The organism is Azospirillum doebereinerae (assembly GCF_003989665.1).
Classification (GTDB): domain Bacteria; phylum Pseudomonadota; class Alphaproteobacteria; order Azospirillales; family Azospirillaceae; genus Azospirillum; species Azospirillum doebereinerae.
In genome coordinates, this window is record NZ_RZIJ01000022.1 from 1 (window position 1) to 23535 (window position 23535).

Below are 23535 nucleotides of genomic sequence, written 5' to 3' on the forward strand. Positions count from 1 at the left end.
TGCTGGCCATCGACGCCGCCTCGACCGAGTTCTTCAAGAACGGCAAGTACGAGCTGGCCGGCGAGGGCAAGTCGCTGTCGCCTGAGCAGATGGTGTCCTACTGGTCCGATCTGGTCGGCCGCTACCCGATCGCCTCGATCGAGGACGGCATGTCCGAGGACGACTGGGAAGGCTGGAAGGCGCTGACCGACGCCATCGGCAAGAAGGTGCAGCTGGTCGGCGACGACCTATTCGTCACCAACCCGCTGCGTCTGGCCGACGGCATCAGGAAGGGCGTCGCCAACTCGATCCTGGTGAAGGTCAACCAGATCGGCACCCTGTCGGAGACGCTGGAAGCCGTCGACATGGCGCACAAGGCCGGCTACACCGCCGTGCTGTCGCACCGTTCGGGCGAGACCGAGGACAGCACCATCGCCGACCTCGCCGTCGCCACCAACTGCGGCCAGATCAAGACCGGCTCGCTCAGCCGTTCGGACCGTCTGGCCAAGTACAACCAGCTGATCCGCATCGAGGAGCAGCTCGGCGCCGCCGCCCGCTTCGCCGGTCGCGGCATCCTGAAGGCCTGAGCGCGGACGGAGCGGCGCGGTCCCAAGAGGCGCGCCGCTCCCCGCCATTTTTTCCGGAAAAACCGCCATGCCCATCGAGAACCGTGTTTCGCGGCCTGCCGTCCTGTGCGTGCTCGACGGCTGGGGCCACCGCGAGGAAACGGCGGACAACGCCGTCGCCCTGGCCGACACGCCGGTGTGGGACCGCCTGTGGTCGGGCGAGCCGACCGCCTTCCTGAACGCCAGCGAGGAGGAGGTCGGCCTGCCCAAGGGGCAGATGGGCAACTCCGAGGTCGGGCACATGAACCTGGGCGCCGGCCGGGTCGTCCGCCAGGATCTCGTCATGATCGACCACGCCATCGGCGAGGGCGAATTCGACCGCAACCCCGCGCTGGCCGGTCTGGTCGCGGCGCTGAGGACAAGCGGCGGCTGGTGCCACCTGATGGGGCTGGTGTCGCCGGGCGGCGTGCACGCGCACCAGGATCACATTCTCGCTCTCGCCGCCGCCCTGTCGCGGCAGGGCATTCCGGTCCGGCTGCACGCCTTCACCGACGGCCGCGACGTGCCGCCCAACAGCGCGCCCGGCCAGATGGCCCACCTGCTCGACGGCATCCGCTCCCTGCCCGACGTGGAGGTCGCCACGGTGACCGGCCGCTACTGGGTGATGGACCGCGACAGGCGTTGGGACCGCGTGGCGCGGGCCTACGCCGCCATGGCGCTGGGCCAGGGCGAACGGCGCGTCGCCGACCCGCTCCAGGCAATCGCCCAGAGCCACGCCGAGAGCGTGTTCGACGAGTTCATCGCGCCGATGGTGGTCAACGACTACGCCGGCATGGCGGACGGCGACGCCATCGTGATGGCGAATTTCCGCTCCGACCGCGCGCGCGAGCTCCTGACGGCCTTGCTGGCGCCGGAGTTCGACGGCTTCGACCGGGGCGCCCTGCCGCGCTTCGCCGCCGCCGTCGGCATGGTCGAGTATTCCAGCGACCTCAACCCGCTGATGACCTCGATCTTCCCGCCCAAGACCCTGACCAAGGTGCTGGGCGAGGTGGTGTCCGAGGCCGGGCTGAAGCAGCTGCGCATCGCCGAGACCGAGAAATACCCGCACGTCACCTTCTTCTTCAACGGCGGCGAGGAGCGCGTCTACCCCGGCGAGGACCGCATCCTGGTGCCGTCGCCCAAGGTCGCGACCTACGACCTCCAGCCGGAGATGTCGGCGGCGGAAGTCACCGACCGCGTCGTCGAGGCGCTGGACAGCGGCGTCTACGATCTGGTGGTGATCAACTACGCCAACCCCGACATGGTCGGGCACACCGGCATCCTGGAGGCCGCCATCACGGCCGTGCAAACGGTCGATTCCTGTCTCGGCCGGCTGGAGGCGGCGGTCCGGCGCCAGGGCGGCGTGATGCTGGTCACCGCCGACCACGGCAATTGCGAGCTGATGAAGGACCCGGCCAACGACGGGCCGCACACCGCCCACACCCTGGACAAGGTGCCGCTCGTGCTGGTCAACGGCCCGCCCGGCGCGCGTCTGGACAGCGGCCGCCTCGCCGACGTGGCCCCGACCCTGCTCGACCTGATGGGGCTGCCCCAGCCGTCCGAGATGACTGGCTCCACCCTGCTCGACCGCAACGCCCTGCGCAAGGCGGCGGAGTAGGCCGGTAGGCGCCTGGACGACCGGTCCCGAAGCCGGTCCCGGACCTTCGCACCTGCGGCATCTTGTCCGGAGCGGCCAACCGCCCCGGATCGTCCTTGCCGCAAAATCTGATATATTAGTATACTTACCCTCGAAAGCTCGTTTCCGGCCAGCGCCCCGAACAACGGCGCGGCCCTGGAAAAATCGACGGAAGCCGGCCGCAAGCCCTCGTCGTCCCACTCGGAGTGTTCCGCAATGCATGCCACCGGTGAACTCGCTGCCCACGACCCGCTGGCCGTGATCGACAACGTCACCTTCGACGAAATCCGGATCGGCCAGTCGGCGAGTCTCGCCCGTGAGCTGACCATCATGGACGTCGAGCTGTTCGCCGCCGTGTCGGGCAACATCAACCCGGCCCATCTCGACGCGAAATTCGCCGCCGACAGCCGCTTCCAGAAGGTCATCGGCCCCGGCATGTGGTCGGGTTCGCTCATTTCGGGCGTGCTCGGCTCGCATCTGCCGGGCGCCGGCAGCCTCTACGCCGGCCAGAACCTGCAGTTCCGCCGCCCGGTCGGGCTGGGCGACGTCATCACCGCGACGGTGACCGTCACCGGGAAGCGCGCCGACAAGAACATCGTCGTCTTCGACTGCGTCTGCACCAACCAGAACGGCGAGGTGGTCACCTCCGGCACCGCCGAGGTCATCGCGCCGACCCGCAAGGTCTCGCGCCCGGCGCATGAGCTGCCGCAGATCCAGATGATCCGCCACGACAAGCACGACGCGCTGCTGCGCAAATGCGACGGCCTGCCGCCGGTCCCCACCGCCGTCGCCCACCCCTGCGACGAGAGCGCCCTGCGCGGCGCCGTCGAGGCCGCTCAGGCCGGGCTGATCGACCCGATCCTGGTCGGTCCCGCCGCCAAGCTGCACGCGCTCGCCGCCGCCCACGGCCTGGACATCTCGCGCTACCGGATGGTCGACGCGCCGCACAGCCACGCCGCCGCACAGGCCGCCGTGGCGCTGGCCCGCTCCGGCGAGGCCGAAGCGGTGATGAAGGGCTCGCTGCACACCGACGAGCTGATGAGCGAGGTCGTCCGCAAGGAGACCGGGCTGCGCACCAACCGCCGGCTCAGCCACGTCTTCATCATGAACGTGCCCACATACCCGCGCGCCCTGCTGATCACCGACGCGGCGATCAACATCTACCCGACGCTGGAGGACAAGGTCCACATCGTCCAGAACGCCATCGACCTCGCCAAGGTGCTGGGCGTGGACGTGCCGCGCGTCGCCATCCTGTCGGCGGTCGAGACCCTGAACCCCAAGATCCCGACCACGCTGGAAGCCGCCGCGCTGTGCAAGATGGCCGACCGCGGCCAGATCAAGGGCGGCATCCTCGACGGCCCGCTCGCCTTCGACAACGCCATCTCCCTCGAAGCGGCGCGCACCAAGGGCATCAAGTCGGACGTCGCCGGCCGCCCCGACATCCTGCTGGTCCCCGACCTGGAGGCCGGCAACATGCTGGCCAAGCAGCTCTCCTTCCTGGCCAACGCCGACGCCGCCGGCATCGTGCTCGGCGCCCGCGTGCCGATCATCCTGACCAGCCGCGCCGACAACGTCCGCACCCGTCTGGCGTCCTGCGCCGTCGCCTCGCTGGTCGCCGCGTCGCGCCGCAGCAGCGTCGTCGCCTTGGCCGCCGAGTAAGGAGTTCGTTCCATGCAACAACGTGACGCCTACCTCATCGTCAACGCCGGCTCGTCCAGCCTGAAGTTCTCGATCTTCTGCGGCGGCAGCGGCAGCGACCTCAGCGCCATCGTCAACGGCCAGATCTCCGGCATCGGCACCGCCCCCCGCTTCGAGGCGAAGGACGCCGCGCGCCACGTCCTGGCCGACCGCAGCCTGGACGGGGTGGGGGTCGGCGCCGCCGACCGCGCCGCGATGCTGGGCTTCCTGCTCGGCTGGATCGCCGAGGAGTTGAAGGGCACGCGGCTGGTCGCCGCCGGCCACCGGGTCGTCCATGGCGGCACCCGTTTCGCCAAGCCGGTGCGGCTCACGCCCGCCGTGCTGGAGGAGCTGGAGGCGCTGATCCCGCTGGCTCCCCTGCACCAGCCGCACAACGTCGCCGCCATGCGGGCGCTGGCCGAGGTGTACCCGGCGCTGCCGCAGGTCGCCTGCTTCGACACCGCCTTCCACCAGAGCCAGCCCTGGCAATCGCAGACCTTCGCCCTGCCCCGCGCGCTGACGGCGGAGGGCATCCGCCGCTACGGCTTCCACGGCCTGTCCTACGAGTACATCGCCCAGCGCCTGCCGCAGATCGCGCCGGAGATGGCGGACGCCCGCGTCCTCGTCTGCCATCTCGGCAGCGGGTCGAGCCTGTGCGCCATGCGCGCGGGCAAGAGCGTCGACACCACCATGGGCTTCACCGCGCTGGACGGGCTGCCGATGGGCACGCGCAGCGGGGTGATCGACCCCGGTGTGCTGATCTACCTGATGCGCGAGAAGGGCATGGGCGCCGACGAACTGGAGGCGCTGCTGTACCACCAGTCGGGGCTGCTCGGCGTCTCGGGCCTGTCCAACGACATGCGCGCCCTGCTGGACAGCGAGAACCCGCACGCCGCCGAGGCGGTGGAGCTGTTCTGCTTCCAGGTCGCCAAGCAGGCGGCGGCGCTGGCCGCCTCGATGGGCGGGCTGGACGCGGTGGTGTTCACCGCCGGGGTCGGCGAGAACTCGGCGCCGGTGCGCACGCGGGTGGCGGAGAAGCTGTCCTGGCTCGGCGTCGCCGTCGATCCCGCCGCCAACCGGGCGCGGGCCGCGCGGATCTCCGCCGCCGAGAGCCGCATCCCCGTCTTCGTCATCCCGACCGACGAGGAGCGGATGATCGCCAGCCACACCCTGGGCGTCCTGGCGGAGTCCTCCTCCTCCATCAAGGCGGCGTAACGCCGTCGCGCACCACCACCCAGACCGAACCGAGGCCGATCATGAACGATCACGGCACCCTGAACGATCACGAGAGCCTGGGTTCGGTCCGCCTGCGCGCGCTGGAGAAGGGGCAGCGCCTCGGCCTCCCGCGCGAGTGGCTGCGGCGGCTTCCCGGCGACGAGCCGGCGCCCGGCGCCGGCCCGCTCCAGCGGCGCGGCATGGACCGCTTCCTGGCCTGGAAGCGCCAGGAGATGCTGGCCCGCCACGGCCGGATGAACGAGCTGTCCCCCGAACTCGTCGCCGAGGCGCTGGAGGAGGTGGCGACCTCCGACGGACCGCGCCGGGCGCGCGACGCCTCGGAACGCATCATGTTCGCGCTCGCCTGGCCCAAGCGCACGCCGGGGATGCGCGTTCACCTTCTCGCCGCTGCGGAGGATCTGCGGAACTGCCTGCGGGAGTCGCCGTCGATGCCGCTGTTCACCGACCTGCCGGGATACTGGCGCGCGACGCAGGACGCCGTGCTCCGCCTCGACGACACGGTCCGGCTGCGCGACGACTGCCCCTGGCCCTCCTTGCAGGCCCTGTTGCGGGACGCCGAGCACGCGGCGCGCCACATGCCCGAACCGGCCGCCTGACAGCCGCCGATCACGCCGCCGTCACGGCACGGCGGCCATGCCCGTGCTCTCCCGCACCACCAGTTCGCATTCCAGATGGTGCTGGAGCGACTTGACCGTCCCGCCGTCCAGCCTCAGCAGGATCTGGCTGGCGGTCAGCCGGCCGATGTCCCGCTGGGGCGGGCGGACCGTGGTCAGCGGCGGCAGGCAGGAGTTGCTGAAGGTCAGGTCGCCGAAGCCGATCACCGCCAACTCCTCCGGCACCCGGATTCCGCGCCGCTTCGCCTCGAACAGCACCCCCAGCGCCAAATTGTCGTTGGAACACACCACCCCGTCGATGTCGGGATGCACCGACAGCACCTCGTCGATCAGCCAGCAGCCCACCATGGTCGAGGCGGTGTCCGGCGCGGTGAAGGCAATCGGCTCGTGCAGGCCGCGCCGCCGCACCTCGTCCTCGTAACCGTCGGTGCGCTGGCGCACCCGCAAATCCTGATGCACGGCGGCGCCGATGTAGGCGACCTTGCGGTGCCCCTCGTCGTAGAGATGGCCGGTCTGGCGGCGCCCCACCTCGAAATGCGAGAAGCCGACGCTCATGTCGACCGCCTCCCCCTCGTGGGAGGGCATGTCCCACATCTCCACCACCGGCACGCGGGACGCGCGCAGCATGGCGCGTGCCTTGTCCGTGTGATGGAACCCCGTCACCACCATGGCCGTCGGCGACCACGCCAGAAAGGCGCCGATCAAATCCTGCTCCCGCTCGGGATCGAACTCGCTGACCCCCAGCAGGGTCTGGTAATGCGCTGCCTGGAAGGTGCTTTGCAGCGTGTTGTAGGTCTCGGCGTAGAAGGAATTCACGATCGACGGCAGGATGACGCCGATGGTGCGGCTGCGCGCCGCCGCCAGACTGCCGGCGACGAGGTTGGGCACGTAGCCCAGCTCGTCGATGACGGTGCGCACGCGCGCGGCCAGCTCGGGGGACACGGCGTCGGGACGGCGCAGGAACAGCGACACCGTGCTCGCGGACACGCCGGCGGCGGCGGCGACGTCGGTCATGGTCAGCCGTTGCGTGTCGCGGCGCGTCCGTTTTCCGGGCGTCCTGGTCTTCGGCGGCAACGTGCGCATTCCTCGATCTCTCCTTGCACTCAACAACTTAGAGCCAACGTTGGCTTAAGACAAACCCTGGAAGACGCGGCACAGGACATCGTTTGAAGCCCTCTCCCCCCCCGGGAGAGGGAGGGGACCCGCGAAGCGGGGAGGGTGAGGGGCTATCGGGCGTGGTACGCAATCCATGTTCCGATAGCCCCTCACCCTTCCCATGCTGTCGCATGGGCCCCTTCCCTCTCCCGGGACAGGAGAGGGAGGCAATCATCCGGCGTCCCCATCCGTGGACTCGGGCACCCCGGCGATTCGCTGATAGACGCCGTATCTCAGCCGGGCGTTCGCCTCGGCCATCCGCACCAGCGCCGCGTAACGCTCCGGGTCGTCCCGCTCCACCACCTTGAAACGCCCTTCCCCGGCCATGAAGGCGCCGAGCCGGCTGTCCGGCGCCTCGCTGTCCAACTCCAGCGCCGGCTTCCCCTCCCCAGTGCGGCGCGGATCGTAGCGGTAGAGCGGCCAATGCCCGCTGGAGACCGCCAGCTTCTGCTGCTTCAGCCCGTTCGACAGGTCGTAGCCATGCGCGATGCAATGGCTGTAGGCCAGCACCAGCGACGGACCCCGGTGGCTCTCCGCCTCCCGCAGGGCGGCCACGGTCTGCGCGTCGCGGGCGCCGAAGGCGGTGCGGGCGACGTAGACATGGCCGTAGGCCATGGCGATCAGCCCCAGATCCTTCTTGGCGGCCGCGCGCCCGGCGGTGGCGAACTTGGCCGAGGCGCCGATGGGCGTCGCCTTGGACTGCTGGCCGCCGGTGTTGGAATAGACCTCCGTGTCCATCACCAGCACGTTGACGTCGTAGCCCGACGACAGGACGTGATCGAGCCCGCCATAGCCGATGTCGTAGGCCCAGCCGTCGCCGCCGACGATCCACACGGTCTTGCGCACCAGATAGTCGCTCAGCCCGTCGAGCCGCCGCGCCAGCGGATCGGCCAGACCGGCGAGCGCCGGCCGCAGGGCGGCGACGCGGGCGCGCTGCGCCGCGATGCCGGCCTCGTCCCCCTGCTCGGCGGTGAGCAGCGCGTCGACCAGCCCCGGTTCGAGCCGGCCCGACAGCAGCCCCAGCAGGCCGCGCGCCTGCTCGGCCATCTGGTCGATGGCGATGCGCAGGCCGAGCCCGAACTCGGCGTTGTCCTCGAACAGCGAGTTGGCCCAGGCCGGCCCCCGCCCGTCGCCGTTGGTGGTGTAGGGCGTCGTCGGCAGATTGCCGCCGTAGATCGAGGAGCAGCCGGTGGCGTTGGCCATCACCATGCGGTCGCCGAACAGCTGGGTCAGCAGCTTGACGTAGGGCGTCTCGCCGCAGCCGGCGCAGGCGCCGGAGAACTCGAACAGCGGCTGGAGCAACTGCGTGTGCTTGACGGTCGGCGGGACCTTGTCGCGCGGCGCATCGGGCAGGGTCAGGAAGTAGTCGAAGGCCGCCTGTTCGTGGCGCAGCTCGCCGATGGGGCGCATCTCCAGCGCCTTGCGGGCGGGGTCGGCCTTGTCCCTGGCCATGCAGACGTCGACGCAGAGCGTGCAGCCGGTGCAGTCCTCGGGCGACACCTGGAGGCGATAGCGGGAATCCGGGAACTCCCGCCCCTTGTAGGCCACGGTGTTGAAGCCGTCCGGCGCCTCGGCCAGCGCGGCCTCGGGCACGACCTTGGCGCGGATGACGGCGTGCGGGCAGACCATCACGCATTTGTTGCACTGGATGCAGAGCCCGGCGTTCCAGGCCGGCACTTCGGCGGCGATGCTGCGCCGCTCATACTTGGCGGTGCCGACCGGCCAGCCGCCGTCCACCGGAAAGGCCGAGACCGGCAGCTTGTCGCCGTGGCCGCCGATGATCAGCGCGGTGACGCGCTTGACGAAGTCGGGCGCGCCGTCCGGCACCACCGGGGGACGGGCGTGGTCGGCGGTGACGCGGTCGGGCAGCGGGACGTGCCTCAGATGCGCCAGCGCCTGATCGACGGCGGCGAAGTTGCGGCGCACCGCCTCCTCGCTGCGCCGGCCGTAGGTCTTCTTGATCGCCGTCTTGATGTCGGCGATGGCGTCGGCCTCCAGCATCACCTTGGCGAGCGCGAAGAAGCAGGTCTGCATGATGGTGTTGATGCGGCGGCCCAGCCCGGCCGCGCGCGCCACCGCGCCCGCGTCCACGGCGTAGAGCGACACCCCCTTGTCGAGGCAGGCCTGCTGCACCTCGCGCGGCAGCCCGGCCCACACCTCGTCGGGCGTGCCCGGCGCGTTGATCAGCACGGTGGCGCCGGGGGCGGCCATCTCCACCACCTCCATGCGCTCCAGCAGCGGGGTGTGGTGGCAGGCGACGAACTGCGCCTGGTCGATCAGGTAGGGCGCGCGGATCGGGTCCTTGGAGAAACGCAGATGCGACACCGTCGTCGAGCCGGACTTGCGGCTGTCGTAGACGAAATACGCCTGCGCGTGGGCGCCGGTGCGGTTCTGGAGGATCTTGATCGAGTTCTTGTTGGCGCCCACCGTGCCGTCGGCGCCCAGCCCGAAGAAGACGGCGCGCGACACCTCCGTGCCCTCGATGCGGAAGGCCGGATCCCAGGGGATCGACAGGTGGGTGACGTCGTCGACGATGCCGACGGTGAAGCGCCGCTTTGGCCGGTCGCGGTCCAGCTGGTCGAAGACCGCCTTGGCCATGGCCGGCGTGAACTCCTTGGACGACAACCCGTAGCGGCCGCCGATCACCACCGGGTCGGCCTCCAGGCTGCCGGCGGCCCGCCCCTCCGCCAGCGCCGCGACGACGTCGAGATACAGCGGGTCGCCGACGGCGCCCGGCTCCTTGCTGCGGTCGAGCACGGCGATCCGCCGCACCGACGCCGGCAAGGCGGTGACGAAATCGGCGATGGCGAAGGGCCGGAACAGGCGGACGATCAGGCAACCCACCCGCTCGCCCCGTCCGGCCAGCACCCGCGCCGTCTCGGCGCAGGTCTCGGCGCCCGACCCCATGGCGACGACGACCCGCTCGGCCTGCGGATGGCCGACGTAATCGTAGAGGCGGTAGTGGCGGCCGGTGCGGACGGCGAGCTGGTCCATCATCCCCTGCACGATGCCGGGGCAGGCCTCGTAAAAGGGGTTGGCGGCCTCGCGCGCCTGGAAGAAGACGTCCGGGTTCTGGGCGGTGCCGCGCAGCACCGGGTGATCGGGGCTGAGCCCGCGCCGCCGGTGCGCGGCGACCGCGCCGTCGTCGAGCAGGGCGCGGAGGTCGTCGTCCGCCAGCGTCTCGACCCGGTTCACCTCGTGGGAGGTGCGGAACCCGTCGAAGAAATGCAGGAACGGCACCCGCGCCCGAAGCGTCGCCGCGTGGGCCACCAGCGCCAGGTCGTGCGCCTCCTGCACGCTGGCCGAGGCCAGCATGGCGAAGCCGGTCTGGCGGCAGGCCATCACGTCGGAATGGTCGCCGAAGATCGACAGCGCGTGGGTCGCGAGCGTGCGGGCGGTGACGTGCATGCAGAAGGGCGTCAGCTCCCCGGCGATCTTGTACATGTTGGGGATCATCAGCAGCAGGCCCTGCGACGCCGTGAAGGTCGTCGCCAGCGCGCCGGCCTGCAACGCGCCGTGCACGGCGCCGGCGGCGCCGCCTTCGGACTGCATCTCGACCACCCGGGGGACGGCCCCCCAGACGTTGGGCTTGCGGCGGACCGACCATTCCTCCGAAAGCTCCCCCATCGTCGAGGAAGGGGTGATCGGGTAGATGGCGATGACGTCGCTGGCCCGGTACGCGATGGAGGCGGCGGCTTCGTTGCCGTCCATGATCGCGATGTTCGGATCTTTCATCATGCTCGCTTGTCCTTCGTCGTGCCGGCTGGACCGGACGAAACCTGTGAGCGATCGGCGGTTGGCCCGGCGCAACGGGCGTGCAGGGGCGGTGTTCGATGGCCGGGCGATGGGCCGAAACTCGGCGGGGATCCGCGATGGGCGGGGTCTGCGGTGCGCGGCGCGGCTTCGTCGCCTCGAGGCTGATGGCAACTCATCGGTCACGGCGCCACCGCCCGATCGACGGTGCAAGCGGCACGCCAACTAATATATCACCGATTTCCCAAGCTTTTCCAGAGCACGCTGTGTCGCAGACCCGACAAAATTGCGGGCCGCTGTCGAACAATGGACAGGGTTTGGACGGAGAAGCTTCGGGGCGCCGTGACCGGACAGCCCCTGCCCCGCCCTACGCCACCGAGAAATACCGGGGGTTGGCCTTCTGGGCGTCGGCGATGGTGCTCTCCAGATCGTCGAGATGCGTGTTGAGCGCCTGGACCGCGGCGTCGGGATCCCCGGCGGCGATGGCGTCCACGATGGCCTTGTGCTCCGCCACCACCAGCCCCATGCGGCCGAGCACCGGCAGCGTCAGCCGGCGGTAGCGGTCGATCTGCACCTTGACCTGCTGGATGAGCGTCCAGAATCCCGGATAGCCGGCGACTTCGGCCAGCAGGGCGTGGAAGTCCTCGTCGGCCTGATGGAAGCCCTCATGATCGCCCGCCGTCTCGCGTTCGTGCTGCACCTCCAGGCAGACGCGCAGCCGGGCGATCTGGCTGCGGGTGGCGCGTTGCGCGGCGTAGCGGACCGAGGCCTCTTCCAGAACCCGGCGGATGGCGATGGATTCGGGCAGGGCGCCCAAGGGGATGCGCGAGACGAAGGTGCCGGACTGCGGGAAGATCTCGATCAGGCCTTCGTCGGCCAGCTTCAGGACGGCTTCGCGGACCGGCGTGCGGCTGACGCCGTAATCCTGGGCGATCACCTTCTCGGCGATGGCCTCCCCCGGCTTGCGCCGCAGCGCGAGGATGTCGTTGCGCAGGTCCCGGTAGATGCCGGCCGAGACCGTGGCGCCCCGCTGGACCGGACGGGCCACCGAGGCGACCGTGGAGCGCCGGCGGGACGGCGCGGTGTTGGCAACGGTCTCGTCGCTGTCCGGAACCATGGTCTGTAACGCCTTTGTCATCGCTGGAGGCCCGCCTATGCAATTCAACAATATACCGGCCGCTCCCGCCGAGCGTCAAACGCCATGGAAATCCACTTGTTGCGTGTGGGATGCGCAAAAATCAGCGCCGCTCCGACGAGAAATCTGATATATTAATATAGAGGAATCAGAGCCCACCCCGGATGGCCCGCCATGGAACGCAAACGCATCGCCCTCGTCGCGCACGACGCCCGGAAGGGCGACCTGATCACCTGGATCGGCGCGCACATCCAATTCCTCGCCGGCCACGCCTTCTGGGCCACCGGCACCACGGGAAGCCGGGTCAAGGGCGCGCATCCGGAACTGGACGTGACGCCGTTGAAGAGCGGGCCGCTCGGCGGCGACCAGCAGATCGGCGCCATGATCGCCGAGGGGCGGATCGACATGCTGATCTTCTTCGTCGATCCGATGACGGCGCAGCCGCACGACGTGGACGTGAAGGCGCTGACCCGTCTGGCGACCCTCTACAACATCCCGATGGCCTGCAACGAGGCCACCGCCGACATGCTGGTCGCCTCGCCCCTGTTCTCCAACGGCTACACGCCGCGCCCAACCGACTTCCGTGGCTACGAGGGGCGTGTCCTGTAACGCGGACCTGCGACATTTCGACGGATGCGATCGGAAACCTGCACAAAAGGTTTGCAAAACGGTCTGATATATTAATATATTCCACCACCGGACAGCTTCCTTTGGCGGTCGCACGAGAGGGCTCGCCCTCGTTCCGCAGACACTTCCCTTCGGAGACAGACGATGCTCCATCCTGACCGACTTTTCTCCAGCGATCCCACGCAGCGCGCCATCGCGCGCCGGCTCTACGCCGAGGTCCAGAACCTGCCGATCGTCAGCCCGCACGGGCACACCGATCCGTCCTGGTTCGCGCTGAACGAGGCGTTCCCCGACCCGGCCGCCCTGTTCGTCAAGCCCGACCATTACGCCTTCCGCATGCTCTACAGCCAGGGCGTGCCGATGGAGAGCCTGGGCGTGCCGCGCCGCGACGGCGGGGCGGTCGAGACCGATTCCCGCAAGATCTGGCGTCTGCTGGCCGAGCATTGGCACCTGTTCCCCGGCACGCCGACCCGCATGTGGCTGGAGCACGCCTTCGAGACCGCCTTCGGCGTCACCGAACGCCTGAGCCCGGCCACCGCCGACGGCATCTACGACCGGATCGAGGCCTGCCTGCGCACGCCGGAATTCCGGCCGCGCGCGCTGTTCGAGCGCTTCAACATCGAGGTGCTGGCGACCACCGAATCCCCGCTCGACCCGCTGGACCACCACAAGGCGATCCGCGAGAGCGGCTGGAAGGGGCGCGTCATCACCGCCTTCCGCCCCGACCCGGTCGTCGATCCGGAGTTCGAGGGCTTCCAGGCCAACGTCGCGACGCTGGGCGTCCTCACCGGCGAGGACACCACCAGCTGGAAGGGCTACCTCGCCGCCCTGGAAAACCGCCGCCGCTACTTCAAGGAAGTCGGTGGGGCGACCTCGACCGACCACGGCCACCCGACCGCCGTCACCGCCGATTTGTCGACGGCCGAGGCCGAGGCGCTGTTCGCCAAGGCGCTGCGCGGCACCGTCACCGCCGCCGAGGCCGAGCTGTTCCGCGGCCAGATGCTGACCGAGATGGCCCGCATGAGCCTGGAGGACGGGCTGGTCATGCAGATCCACCCCGGCAGCGTGCGCAACCACAACGCGCCGGTGTTCGAACGGTTCGGCCGCGACAAGGGCTGCGACATCCCGAGCGCGACCGAATACGTCCGCGCGCTGAAGCCCCTGCTCGACCGCTTCGGCAACGAGCGCGACCTGACCATCATCCTCTTCACCCTGGACGAGACCAGTTACAGCCGCGAACTGGCCCCGCTGGCCGGCCATTACCCGGCCCTGCGGCTGGGGCCGGCGTGGTGGTTCCACGACAGCCCGGAAGGGATGCGCCGTTTCCGCGAGATGACGACGGAGACCGCCGGCTTCTACAACACGGTCGGCTTCAACGACGACACCCGCGCCTTCTGCTCGATCCCGGCGCGGCACGACGTGGCCCGCCGCATCGATTGCGCCTTCCTCGCCCGTCTGGTCGCCGAGCACCGGGTCGACGAGGACGAGGCCGTCGAAGTGGCCACCGATCTCGCCTACCGCCTCGCCAAGAACGCCTACAAGCTGTAGGCGCCGCCGCATCCGGCCCCGTTTCCACGAGAAACGGGGCCGGGCGCCGGACAGCCAAGGGAAGGACGCACGCTCCATGGCATCGCTCATCATTCGGTTGCACCCCGCGGACAACGTCGTCGTCGCCGGCGCCGACCTGCCCCCCGGAACGGCGCTGCCCGGCACCGACATCCTGTGCCGCGCCGAGGTTCCGGCCGGGCACAAGGTCGCGGTGCAGGCCATCGCCGCCGGCGAGCCGGTCCGCAAGTACAACCAGGTCATCGGCTTCGCCACGACGGCCATCGAGCCGGGCGACCACGTCCACGTCCACAACATGGGCATGGGCGACAGCTTCGAGCGCGACCACGCCTTCGGCGTCGATTCCCACCCGACCGCCTTCGTTCCCGAGGCCGAGCGCGCCACCTTCCAGGGCATCGTCCGCGCCGACGGCCGCGTGGCGACCCGCAACTACATCGGCGTGATCACCTCGGTGAACTGCTCGGCCACCGCCGCGCGGATGATCGCCGACCAGTTCCGGGGCCCCGCGCTGGCCGACTACCCCAACATCGACGGCGTCGTCGCCCTGACCCACGGCTACGGCTGCGGCATGGGCAACCAGGGCGACGCCATCGACACGCTGCGCCGCACCATCGCCGGCTACGCCCGCCACCCGAACTTCGCCGCCGTGATCCTGCTGGGCCTCGGCTGCGAGGTGAACCAGATCGACCGGCTGGTCGAGGCCGAGGGGCTGGTGCCCGACGAGCGGCTGCACACCCTGTCGATCCAGGATCTGGGCGGCACCGCCTCGGCCGTGCGCGAGGGGGTGCGCCGCATCCAAGCGCTGCTGCCGGCGATCAACGACGTGAAGCGGCAGACCCTGCCGGCAAGCCACCTGACGCTGGCGCTGCAATGCGGCGGGTCGGACGGCTATTCGGGCATCACCGCCAACCCGGCGCTGGGCCACGCGGTCGATCTGCTGGTGCGCAACGGCGGCACCGCCGTGCTCAGCGAGACCCCGGAGGTCTACGGCGCCGAGCATCTGCTGACCCGCCGCGCGGTCAGCCGCGCGGTCGGCGAGAAGCTGGTCGAGCGCATCGGCTGGTGGGAGGAGTACACCACCCGCACCGGCGGCGAGATGAACAACAACCCGTCGCCCGGCAACAAGAAGGGCGGCCTGACCACCATCCTGGAGAAGTCGCTGGGCGCCGTCGCCAAGGCCGGCACGACCAATCTGGTCGAGGTGCTGCGCTACGCCGAGCCGATCAAGGGGCCGGGTCTGGTCTTCATGGACACGCCCGGCTACGACCCGGTGTCGGCGACCGGCCAAGTGGCCGGCGGCGCCAACGTGCTGTGCTTCACCACCGGGCGCGGTTCGGTCTTCGGGGCCAAGCCGACGCCCAGCCTGAAGCTGGCGACCAACACGCCGCTGTACCGGAAGATGACCGACGACATGGACATCGACTGCGGCACCATCGCCACCGGCGACGCCACCATCGAGGAGGTCGGGCAAGCGATCTTCCAGCTGGTCCTCGACACCGCGTCGGGCCGCAAGAGCAAGAGCGAGGAACTCGGCTTCGGGTCGGACGAGTTCACGCCCTGGCAGATGGGCGCCGTCATGTAACGGCGGTCCGCCCCCCGCCAGTCCTCCCAACCACGAGCGCAACCATGCCCACCCCCAGCAGCGCCATCGCCGACGACCTCACGGTCCATCCCGTCAAGGGATCCCGCAAGGACGACCCGGTGCGCGGCATCCTCCTGGTCGTGGTTGCGATGGCGTTCTTCTCCTGCTCGGACGCCACGGCGAAGTATCTGAACCTGACCCTGCCGGCCGTCGAGATCGGCTGGATGCGCTACGCCGTCTTCTCGGCCCTGATGCTGCCCCTGGTGCTGCGCGAGGGGACGGGCGTGGTCCGCACGCCCCGGCCGCTGCTGCAAATCCTGCGCGGCCTCGGCATGCTGGGATCGGCGCTGTTCTTCATCCTGGGCATGCGCTACCTGCCGATGGCGGAGGCGGCGGCGACCAGCTACGTGTCGCCGGTCTTCGTCACCGTGCTGTCGATCCTGTTCCTGGGCGAGAAGATCGGCCCCCGGCGCTGGGCGGCGGTGCTGGCCGGGCTGGCCGGCGTGCTGATCGTCATGCGGCCGGGCGGCGCCGCCTTCCAGCCGGCGGCGATCTTCCCGATCCTGTCGGCGATGAGCTGGGCCTGCGGCATCATCATCACCCGCAAGATGACGGGCCAGGAAAACCCGGCCACCACCCTGATCTGGAGCGCCCTGACCGGGCTGGTCGTGCTGACCGGACTGCTGCCGCTGGGGGGCGTGGTCCTGCCGACCGCGCAGGAGATCGGCTGGGGCGTGTTCATCGGCGTGATGTCGACCATCGCGCAATGGCTGCTCGTCCGTGCCTACCGCTACGGCGACGCGTCGGTGCTGGCCTCCTTCTCCTACATCCAGCTGATCTGGTCGGCGTCGCTGGGGTATCTCGTGTTCAGCGCCGTCCCCGACCGCTGGACCTTCGCCGGGTCCGCCGTGATCATCGCGAGCGGCCTCTACACGGTTCACCGGGAGCGCATCCGGAGACGGGAAAGCGCGGCCCGGACGGGGCAACCGGCCCCCAACGGACCGGCGGTTTCCTGACCCCTCAACCCCGGACGCAGCCAAGGAGCTGGAAGCCATGACATCCAGCGTGCAGACCAACGGATTCAGGGAAATCGCCGCCAAGGCCCTGCCCCGCGCCACCCAGCGCGGCGCGACCGCCGCGACGACGATCCACCAGGACCTGCGCACCGCGATCGTCTCGCTGCGGCGCAAGCCGGGCGAGCCCATCGCCGAGAAGCAGATCGCCCAGGATTACGGCGTCAGCCGCACCCCCGTGCGCGAGGCCATCCTGCGCCTGTGCGACGAGGGTCTGGTCGAGATCTTCCCGCAATCCGGCACCTTCGTTTCGCGCATCCCCTTGGGCGCCCTGCCCGAGGCCGCCGTCATCCGCAAATCCCTGGAGCGCACCACCGTGCGGCTCGCCGCCGAGCGCGCCACCCGCAGCCAGCTCGCCCAGCTGCACGCCTGCGTGGAGCTTCAGCACGAGGTCGATTCCGCCGGGGACCCCGACGGCTTCCACCAGGCCGACGAGGCGTTCCACGCGCTGATCGCCGAGATCAGCGGCTATCCCGGTTTCTGGGCCATCACCCAGCAGGTCAAGCTCCAGGTCGACCGCTGCCGCCGCCTGACCCTGCCGGTCGCCGGCCGGATGGCGACCGTGATCGCCGAGCACGAGCGCATCGTCGCGGCCATCGCCGACCACGACCCCGACCGGGCCGAGGCCAGCCTGACCTCCCATCTCGACAACCTCGCCATCACCATCGACGACGTCAGCCACGCCACCCCTCTGTTCTTCTCGGGCACCTTCGGGACCCCGCCGGACAAGAGCCGCGACGAGGCCTGAGCGCCGCCCGAACATCAGGCCCGAACATCAGGACGTGACCATCATGACCCTGCCCCTTCTCGAACCCACCCTGTCCGGTCCGCGCGTCGTTCCGGTGCTCGTGCTCGACGACCCCGAGGACGCCGTCTCGCTGGCCAAGGCGCTGGTCGCCGGCGGCCTGACGACCCTGGAGGTGACGCTGCGCACGCCCAAGGCGCTCGCCTGCGCCGAGGCCATCGCCGCCAAGGTGCCCGACGCCCTCGTCGGCCTCGGCACGCTGGTCCGGCCCGAGCAGTTCGCCCAGGCCCGCGACGCCGGCGCCCGCTTCCTGGTCAGCCCCGGCCTGACCGACACGCTGGCGCAGGCGGCCAAGGCCACCGGCCTGCCCTATCTGCCGGGCATCGCCACGGTGTCGGAGGCGCTGATCGCCTGGGAGCACGGCTTCCGCGAGCTGAAGTTCTTCCCGGCCATGCTGAACGGCGGCGTTCCGGCGCTCAAGGGCATGGCGCCGCTGATCCCGGAGGTGCGCTTCTGCCCGACCGGCGGCATCAAGGCCGAGAACCTGCGCGACTTCCTGGCGCTGCCCAACGTCTTCACCGTGGGCGGCACCTGGCTGACCCCCGCCGACGCCGTCAAGGAGCGCCGCTGGGCCGACATCGAGCGGCTGGCCCGCGAGGCTTCCGCCCTGGCCGGCTCCCCCTTGGCCGGGCAGGCCTGACCGTGCGCCGCCGCGTCGGCGTCATCGGGCTGGGCATGGCGGCGACGCCGCACGCCCAGAGCCTGTCGGACCTGTCCGGGCGCGTCGCGGTGGCCGGCGGTTACAGCCCGTCCGCCGACCGGCGCGCCGCCTTCGCGGCCCGCTTCGGTCTGCCGGTGGTGGAACGGGCCGAGGACCTGCTCGACGACCCGACTGTGTCGGCGATCCTGCTGCTGACGCCGCCCGACACCCACGCGGCGCTGGTCGCCCGCTGCGCCGAAGCCGGTAAGCACGTGCTGCTGGAAAAGCCGCTGGACGCGACGCCGGACGGTGCCCGCGCGGTGGTGGACGTCATGGAGCGCGCCGGGCTGACGCTCGGCGTCGTGCTCCAGCACCGCTTCCGCGCCTCGGCCGAAAAGCTGGCGGCGCTGCTGCGGGACGGCGCGCTCGGCGCGCCGCTGTCGGCGGCGGTCGTCGTCCGCTGGTGGCGCGACGCCGCCTATTACGCCCAGCCCGGACGCGGCATGAAGGCGCGCGACGGCGGCGGCGTGCTGCTGACCCAGGCCATCCACACGCTGGACCTGTTCGTCAGCCTGCTCGGCCTGCCGCGCGACGTCGTCGGCTTCGCCCGCACCAGCGGGCTGCGGCCGATCGACACCGAGGACGTGGTGGCGGCGGCCCTGCGCTACGACACCGGGCTGCTCGCCACGGTGGACGCCACCACCACCGCCTTTCCCGGATTCCCCGAGCGCATCGAGATCGCCGGCACCGCCGGTTCCGCCGTCCTGTCCGGCGACCGGCTGGAGGTGCGGCTGCACTCCGGCGCGGTGATCGACGCCGGGGGGACGGACGGCACACTCGGCGGCGGCGCCGACCCCATGGCCTTCTCCAACCAGCATCACCGCGCCGTGCTGGCCGACTTCCTCGACGCGCTCGACGCCGGGCGCCCGCCGCGCGTCAGCGGCCGGGAAGCGCTCAAGGTGCACGCGCTCATCGACGCCCTGCTGCGCGCCGCCGAAACCGGCGCGCCAACCACTCTGCCCAAGGACCTCCTGTCATGACCCGACTGACCCGCGAACGGCTCGCCTCCGGCGCCCTCGCCGTGACGCACACCCCCGGCGCCCCGGTTCTCCCCGTCACCATCCTCCAGATCGGCGACGGCAACTTCCTGCGCGGCTTCGTCGACTGGATGGTGGACGTCGCCAACGGCCAGGGGCTGAGCAAGGCCGGCGTCGCGCTGGCCCAGCCGCTCGACCAGGGAATCGCCGGCCTGCTGAAGGCGCAGGAGGGCCTCTACACCGTGCTGCTGCGCGGCATCGAGCAGGGCCGCGAGGTCGAGACCCGGCGCGTGGTGAGCTGCGTGTCCGACACCCTCAACCCGCACGCCGACTGGGACCGCATGCTGGGCCACGCCACGGCGCCGGCCCTGCGCTTCCTGGTCTCCAACACCACCGAGGCCGGCATCGCCGACGTCGAGGAGCCCTACACGCCGGGCGCCTGCCAGACCAGCTTCCCGGCCAAGGTCGCGGCGCTGCTGCACGCCCGCTACCAGGCGCTGGGCGGCGGCGCGGAAAGCGGCCTCGTCCTGCTGCCCTGCGAGCTGATCGAGGCGAACGGCGCCAACCTCAAGCGCATCGTGCTGGAGCACGCCCGCCGCTGGGGGCTGGAGCCCGGCTTCGCCGTCTGGGTCGAACAGCACAACCACTTCCTGAACACGCTGGTCGACCGCATCGTCCCCGGCTACCCGCGCGACGAGGCGGCGGCGCTCTTCGCCAAATGGGGCTACGAGGACACGCTGGCCGTCGCCGGCGAGCCCTTCCACGTCTGGGTCATCGAAGGCCCGGCCGCGCTGGCCGAGGAGCTTCCGCTGCACAAGGCCGGCCTCAACGTGGTGTGGACCGACGACCTGCAACCCTACCGCACCCGCAAGGTGCGCATCCTGAACGGCGCCCACACCGCCAGCGCGCTGGCCGCCTACGGCGCCGGGCTGGACACCGTCAAGTCGATGATGGACGACGAGACGGTCTCCGCCTACCTCAACACGGTGATGTTCGACGAAATCGTTCCCTTCGTGCCGCTGCCCGAGGACGAGCGCCAGCAATACGCCGCGACCATCATGGAGCGCTTTGGCAACCCCTACATCCGGCACGAGCTGATCTCGATCACGCTGAATTCGGTGTCGAAGTGGAAGGTCCGCGTCCTGCCCAGCCTGAAGGACCACGTCGCCCGCTTCGGCGAGGCGCCGAGCGGCCTGTCCTTCTCGCTGGCCGCCCTGCTGCGCTTCTACCGCGGCGAGACCGTCGGCGCTGAGTGTGTCGGCTCGCGCGACGCCGGCACCTACCCGATCAAGGACAGCGCCGAGGCGCTCGCCACGCTGGGCGCCGCCTGGGCCGCCCATGGCGGCGATCCCAAGGCGCTGGTCGAGGCGGTGCTCGCCGACGCCCGGCTGTGGGGCGAAGATCTGACCCGCATCCCCGGCTTGGCGCATTGGACCGCCCATCACCTGGACGCCATCCTGACGCAGGGCATGCGCGCCGCCATGGCGGCGGTTCCGCGCAAGGCCTGACCCGCCGGGCGCGACGAGCCATGAACAGCGAAGCCTCCGGTGGTTCGGTCCACCGGAGGCTTCGCCGTTTTCACGGACGGGCTGTGTCCGAACGCCCGAATGGGGCATGATCCCGGCGCCCCCATGACATCCGATCCGAGAGCGTGTTCACCGTGCCGATGACATTTACGGACCTCGCCGCCCAAAGCCTCGCCACCCAGGGCACCGCCCTCGTCGGCTTCATCGAGGCGCACGCGGACTGGGCCGGAGCCATCCTCTTCCTGATCGCCTTCGCCGAGGGAGTGACCGTCGTCGGGCTGCTGATTCCGGGGGTCGTCGCGCTCACCGCGACCGGCGCGCTGGTGGCGGCGGGCGTTCTGGAGTTCTGGACGGTCTACGCCGCCATCGCGGGGGGCACCATTCTGGGGGACGCCACCTCCTACTGGCTGGGCCGGATCTTCGGCGAGCGCCTCTTCCGGCTGTGGCCGTTCAGCAAGCGTCCGGCGCTGCGCCAGCGCGGCGAGGCCTTCTTCCACCGGCACGGCGGCAAGAGCGTGTTCCTGGCGCGCTTCGTCGGCCCCCTGCGCGCTGTGGTCCCGACGGTCGCCGGCATGGTGGCGATGCCGCACCGGCAGTTCCAGACCTTCAACATCCTGTCGGCCGTGATCTGGGCGCCGCTTCTGATGTCGCCGGGTCACCTCGCCTGGACCGGCTACGACGCCAGCGGCCTAGGCGACCGCGCCGCACCGGCGGGACGCCTCGAACAAAGCCCGCCGAGGCCGTGCGGACTGGCCCCGCCCATCGCCGGCGCCCCGGCCGACGACCGTTGCTGATCCGGAGCCCGGACGCAAAATAGGCCACTGAGACTGGCTCAGTGGCCCGAGTTTTGGGAGGAAACGCACACATAACGGAATCATCGGATCGACCCGGATGACTCATGTCTGCCCGTTTGATATACTAGTATATTCAAAAAGACGCAAGCGTTCCGCGCGCCACTTCGGCAAAAACTTCGCTCGTCCTCAGCCCGTCCGCGCATCCGGCCGCGTCAGGCCGGCCTGAGCGACGGGCTGAACGATGGGCTGAACCGCTTCCGCCCGCCGCCGGGTCTCGCGGTAGAGGATCATCAGCCCGCTGGCGATGACGATGGCCGCCCCGACCAGCACCGGAACGCCCGGCCGGTCGTCCCACAGCAGCCAGCCGAACAGCGTCGCCCACAGGATTCCCGAATAGTTGAACGGGCTGACCACCACCGCCGGCGCCAGGACATAGGCCCGCGTCAGGAAATACTGCGCGCCGCCCCCGACCAGCCCCATCAGCGCCATCAGGCCGAAGCCGTGCAGCGACGGCGTCACCCAGGCGAAGGGCAGCGCCAGGGCGCTCAGGAGCGTCGAGAAGACGGTGAAGTAGAACACCGTCGTCACCGTCGCCTCGGTCCGGCCGAGCTGGCGGATGGCGATCATGGCGAAGGCGTAGGAGACGGCGGCGCCCACCCCGACCAACGCCCCGGTGTTGAACATGGCGCCGCCGGGCTGGACGATGATCAGCACGCCGACGAAGCCGACGGCGACGGCGCCCCAGCGATAGGGGCCGACCCGCTCGCCCAGGAGGGGCACCGACAGGATCGTCAGGAACAGCGGCGCCGAGAAGGACAGGGCGACCGCGTCCGCCAGAGGCATCAGGTGGTAGGACAGGAACAGCAGGATCATCGAGGTCAGTCCGATGATGGCCCGCCAGAAATGCCCGAACAGATGCTCGGTCCGCAGGGCCTTGGGGCCGCCGCCCAGCGCCAGCATCGCGGCGGCCGGGATCAGCGCGAAGGCGCTGCGGAAGAAGGCGACCTCGACCAGCGGGTAGTCCGCCGCCAGCAGCTTCGCCAGGGCGTTCATCACCGCGAAGAACAGGACCGACACCAGCATCGAGACGATGCCGCTGCGGACCCGGTCGGGGGAGGAGGAATCGGCCACCATCACGCAATCGCCTTCTTGACCGTCAGTGCCGCGCCAGCCGGCTCGGACGGCGGTAGATGAACCAATAGACGAAGCCGACCAGCACCGCGCCGCCGATCCAGTTGCCCAACGTCACCGCGCCCAGGTTCAGCAGGTAATGCCCGACCGGGATCGAGGGCGGCGCCCGGCCCAGATCGGCCCAGAAGCTGTCGGGGGCGAACCACTCGATCAGCAGGCCGAGTGGTACGAAATACATGTTGGCGACGCAGTGCTCGAAGCCGGCGGCGACGAAGGCGGTCACCGGGAAGACCATGGCGAGAATCTTGTCGCCGACGCTGCGCGCGCCCAGCGCCAGCCACACCGCCAGGCAGACCAGCACGTTGCACAGGATGCCCAGGATGAAGGCCTGCCCCACCGGCAGCCCGCTCTTCGCCGTGGCGAAATACAGCGCGGTGGCGCCGACCGCGCCGTGGCCGAAGGTGTATTGCCCGGACAGGAACACCAGCAGCGCGGTGCCGGCCGCCCCGACGAAGTTGCCGACCCAGACGATCGTCCAGACCCGCAGCATCTCGGTCGTCTTCAGGCGCCCGCTGGCCCACGCCATCACCATCAGCGCGTCGCCGGTGAACAGCTGCGCGCCGCCGATCAGCACCAGGATCAGGCCGAGCGAGAACACCAGCCCGCCGAGCAGCCGCATGACGCCGTAGGGCAGCATGCCCTCGGCCCCGGACATCGTCACGGTGGCGAACAGCCCGCCCAGCGCGATGAAGGCCCCGGCCAGCACCGCCAGGGCGAACAGGGTCGCTGTGTCGTAATGCGCCTTCTTGACGCCCAGATTCTCGGCGGCCAGCGCGATGGCGTCCGGCACCAGCGCGTCGAGCGTCACGCCGGACGCCGCCTCCGGCCCCGCCGGGTTTCTCATGTCGTGATGGTCCATGATCGTCTTCCCTTGGACGGGCGCCGCGTGCCGCGTGCCCGACCC

At 70.3% G+C, this 23535-nt stretch carries 19 protein-coding genes; 14 read left to right on the top strand and 5 right to left on the bottom strand.

Translation table 11 applies throughout. The features are described from left to right. From EJ913_RS23210 to EJ913_RS23230, 5 genes are all read left to right on the top strand, one after another. On the top strand, positions 1 to 566 hold a 566-nt coding region (locus tag EJ913_RS23210; RefSeq protein WP_483398296.1), incomplete at its 5' end, for a phosphopyruvate hydratase family protein. A gap of 67 nt (positions 567 to 633) precedes the next feature. Continuing rightward, positions 634 to 2202 (top strand): 2,3-bisphosphoglycerate-independent phosphoglycerate mutase, encoded by a 1569-nt coding sequence (gene gpmI / locus EJ913_RS23215; protein ID WP_127002370.1) that lies wholly within the window; start codon positions 634 to 636, stop codon positions 2200 to 2202. 234 nt (positions 2203 to 2436) lie between these two features. Next, positions 2437 to 3879, top strand: a complete 1443-nt coding sequence (locus tag EJ913_RS23220) for a bifunctional enoyl-CoA hydratase/phosphate acetyltransferase (protein ID WP_127002372.1) — start codon at positions 2437 to 2439, stop codon at positions 3877 to 3879. Positions 3880 to 3891: 12 nt separating this feature from the next. Next, entirely contained in the window at positions 3892 to 5112 is a 1221-nt protein-coding gene (locus EJ913_RS23225; RefSeq protein WP_127002374.1) for an acetate/propionate family kinase, read from the top strand. A gap of 41 nt (positions 5113 to 5153) precedes the next feature. Next, the gene (locus EJ913_RS23230) at positions 5154 to 5729 is read left to right on the top strand and encodes a hypothetical protein (protein ID WP_127002376.1); all 576 of its coding nucleotides are present in this window, start codon (positions 5154 to 5156) and stop codon (positions 5727 to 5729) included. Between the two features lie 21 nt (positions 5730 to 5750). On the opposite strand, the gene EJ913_RS23235 is transcribed toward EJ913_RS23230, so the two are convergent. From EJ913_RS23235 to EJ913_RS23245, 3 genes are all read right to left on the bottom strand, one after another. Continuing rightward, entirely contained in the window at positions 5751 to 6830 is a 1080-nt protein-coding gene (locus EJ913_RS23235; protein ID WP_127002377.1) for a LacI family DNA-binding transcriptional regulator, read from the bottom strand. Between the two features lie 243 nt (positions 6831 to 7073). Next, on the bottom strand, positions 7074 to 10640 hold the full coding sequence (gene nifJ / locus EJ913_RS23240) for a pyruvate:ferredoxin (flavodoxin) oxidoreductase (protein WP_244939467.1): 3567 nt from the start codon (positions 10638 to 10640) through the stop codon (positions 7074 to 7076). Positions 10641 to 11022: 382 nt separating this feature from the next. Further along, the gene (locus EJ913_RS23245) at positions 11023 to 11772 is read right to left on the bottom strand and encodes a GntR family transcriptional regulator (protein WP_127002379.1); all 750 of its coding nucleotides are present in this window, start codon (positions 11770 to 11772) and stop codon (positions 11023 to 11025) included. Between the two features lie 192 nt (positions 11773 to 11964). Between EJ913_RS23245 and EJ913_RS23250 the strand changes: the two genes are divergently transcribed. The 9 genes from EJ913_RS23250 to EJ913_RS23290 all read left to right on the top strand — a co-directional run bounded on the left by EJ913_RS23250 (position 11965) and on the right by EJ913_RS23290 (position 21440). Further along, positions 11965 to 12399 carry a methylglyoxal synthase gene (locus EJ913_RS23250; protein WP_127002381.1) on the top strand — a complete coding sequence of 145 codons (435 nt, stop codon included), beginning with the start codon at positions 11965 to 11967 and terminating at the stop codon, positions 12397 to 12399. A gap of 162 nt (positions 12400 to 12561) precedes the next feature. Beyond that, on the top strand, positions 12562 to 13965 hold the full coding sequence (gene uxaC, locus EJ913_RS23255) for a glucuronate isomerase (RefSeq protein ID WP_127002383.1): 1404 nt from the start codon (positions 12562 to 12564) through the stop codon (positions 13963 to 13965). 76 nt (positions 13966 to 14041) lie between these two features. Next, positions 14042 to 15565, top strand: a complete 1524-nt coding sequence (locus EJ913_RS23260; protein WP_127002385.1) for a UxaA family hydrolase — start codon at positions 14042 to 14044, stop codon at positions 15563 to 15565. 44 nt (positions 15566 to 15609) lie between these two features. Next, the gene (locus EJ913_RS23265) at positions 15610 to 16581 is read left to right on the top strand and encodes a DMT family transporter (protein ID WP_127002387.1); all 972 of its coding nucleotides are present in this window, start codon (positions 15610 to 15612) and stop codon (positions 16579 to 16581) included. Positions 16582 to 16618: 37 nt separating this feature from the next. Continuing rightward, positions 16619 to 17386, top strand: a complete 768-nt coding sequence (locus EJ913_RS23270) for a GntR family transcriptional regulator (protein ID WP_127002389.1) — start codon at positions 16619 to 16621, stop codon at positions 17384 to 17386. A gap of 43 nt (positions 17387 to 17429) precedes the next feature. Beyond that, a complete protein-coding gene (eda, locus tag EJ913_RS23275; protein ID WP_127002391.1) occupies positions 17430 to 18083 on the top strand; it encodes a bifunctional 4-hydroxy-2-oxoglutarate aldolase/2-dehydro-3-deoxy-phosphogluconate aldolase in 654 nt (217 codons plus the stop codon). A 2-nt stretch (positions 18084 to 18085) separates the two neighbouring features. Continuing rightward, positions 18086 to 19123, top strand: coding sequence for a Gfo/Idh/MocA family protein (locus tag EJ913_RS23280; protein WP_127002393.1), 1038 nt, complete (start codon positions 18086 to 18088; stop codon positions 19121 to 19123). After that, complete coding sequence (locus tag EJ913_RS23285; RefSeq protein ID WP_127002395.1) at positions 19120 to 20628, top strand: tagaturonate reductase; 1509 nt, start codon at positions 19120 to 19122, stop codon at positions 20626 to 20628. Before EJ913_RS23280 ends, EJ913_RS23285 begins: the two co-directional genes overlap by 4 nt. A gap of 158 nt (positions 20629 to 20786) precedes the next feature. Next, positions 20787 to 21440, top strand: coding sequence for a DedA family protein (locus tag EJ913_RS23290; protein WP_127002524.1), 654 nt, complete (start codon positions 20787 to 20789; stop codon positions 21438 to 21440). 186 nt (positions 21441 to 21626) lie between these two features. On the opposite strand, the gene EJ913_RS23295 is transcribed toward EJ913_RS23290, so the two are convergent. Both EJ913_RS23295 and EJ913_RS23300 read right to left on the bottom strand, forming a co-directional pair. Beyond that, the gene (locus EJ913_RS23295) at positions 21627 to 22574 is read right to left on the bottom strand and encodes a DMT family transporter (protein WP_244939468.1); all 948 of its coding nucleotides are present in this window, start codon (positions 22572 to 22574) and stop codon (positions 21627 to 21629) included. A gap of 22 nt (positions 22575 to 22596) precedes the next feature. Next, entirely contained in the window at positions 22597 to 23490 is an 894-nt protein-coding gene (locus tag EJ913_RS23300) for a formate/nitrite transporter family protein (protein WP_127002397.1), read from the bottom strand. Positions 23491 to 23535: the final 45 nt, after the last annotated feature.

Coding starts and splice junctions, on each gene's coding strand:
- gpmI (WP_127002370.1), top strand. CDS start 634: ATGCCCATCGAGAACCGTGTTTCGCGGCCTGCCGTCCTGTGCGTGCTC.
- EJ913_RS23220 (WP_127002372.1), top strand. CDS start 2,437: ATGCATGCCACCGGTGAACTCGCTGCCCACGACCCGCTGGCCGTGATC.
- EJ913_RS23225 (WP_127002374.1), top strand. CDS start 3,892: ATGCAACAACGTGACGCCTACCTCATCGTCAACGCCGGCTCGTCCAGC.
- EJ913_RS23230 (WP_127002376.1), top strand. CDS start 5,154: ATGAACGATCACGGCACCCTGAACGATCACGAGAGCCTGGGTTCGGTC.
- EJ913_RS23235 (WP_127002377.1), bottom strand. CDS start 6,830: ATGCGCACGTTGCCGCCGAAGACCAGGACGCCCGGAAAACGGACGCGC.
- nifJ (WP_244939467.1), bottom strand. CDS start 10,640: ATGATGAAAGATCCGAACATCGCGATCATGGACGGCAACGAAGCCGCC.
- EJ913_RS23245 (WP_127002379.1), bottom strand. CDS start 11,772: ATGGTTCCGGACAGCGACGAGACCGTTGCCAACACCGCGCCGTCCCGC.
- EJ913_RS23250 (WP_127002381.1), top strand. CDS start 11,965: ATGGAACGCAAACGCATCGCCCTCGTCGCGCACGACGCCCGGAAGGGC.
- uxaC (WP_127002383.1), top strand. CDS start 12,562: ATGCTCCATCCTGACCGACTTTTCTCCAGCGATCCCACGCAGCGCGCC.
- EJ913_RS23260 (WP_127002385.1), top strand. CDS start 14,042: ATGGCATCGCTCATCATTCGGTTGCACCCCGCGGACAACGTCGTCGTC.
- EJ913_RS23265 (WP_127002387.1), top strand. CDS start 15,610: ATGCCCACCCCCAGCAGCGCCATCGCCGACGACCTCACGGTCCATCCC.
- EJ913_RS23270 (WP_127002389.1), top strand. CDS start 16,619: ATGACATCCAGCGTGCAGACCAACGGATTCAGGGAAATCGCCGCCAAG.
- eda (WP_127002391.1), top strand. CDS start 17,430: ATGACCCTGCCCCTTCTCGAACCCACCCTGTCCGGTCCGCGCGTCGTT.
- EJ913_RS23285 (WP_127002395.1), top strand. CDS start 19,120: ATGACCCGACTGACCCGCGAACGGCTCGCCTCCGGCGCCCTCGCCGTG.
- EJ913_RS23290 (WP_127002524.1), top strand. CDS start 20,787: ATGACATTTACGGACCTCGCCGCCCAAAGCCTCGCCACCCAGGGCACC.
- EJ913_RS23295 (WP_244939468.1), bottom strand. CDS start 22,574: ATGGTGGCCGATTCCTCCTCCCCCGACCGGGTCCGCAGCGGCATCGTC.
- EJ913_RS23300 (WP_127002397.1), bottom strand. CDS start 23,490: ATGGACCATCACGACATGAGAAACCCGGCGGGGCCGGAGGCGGCGTCC.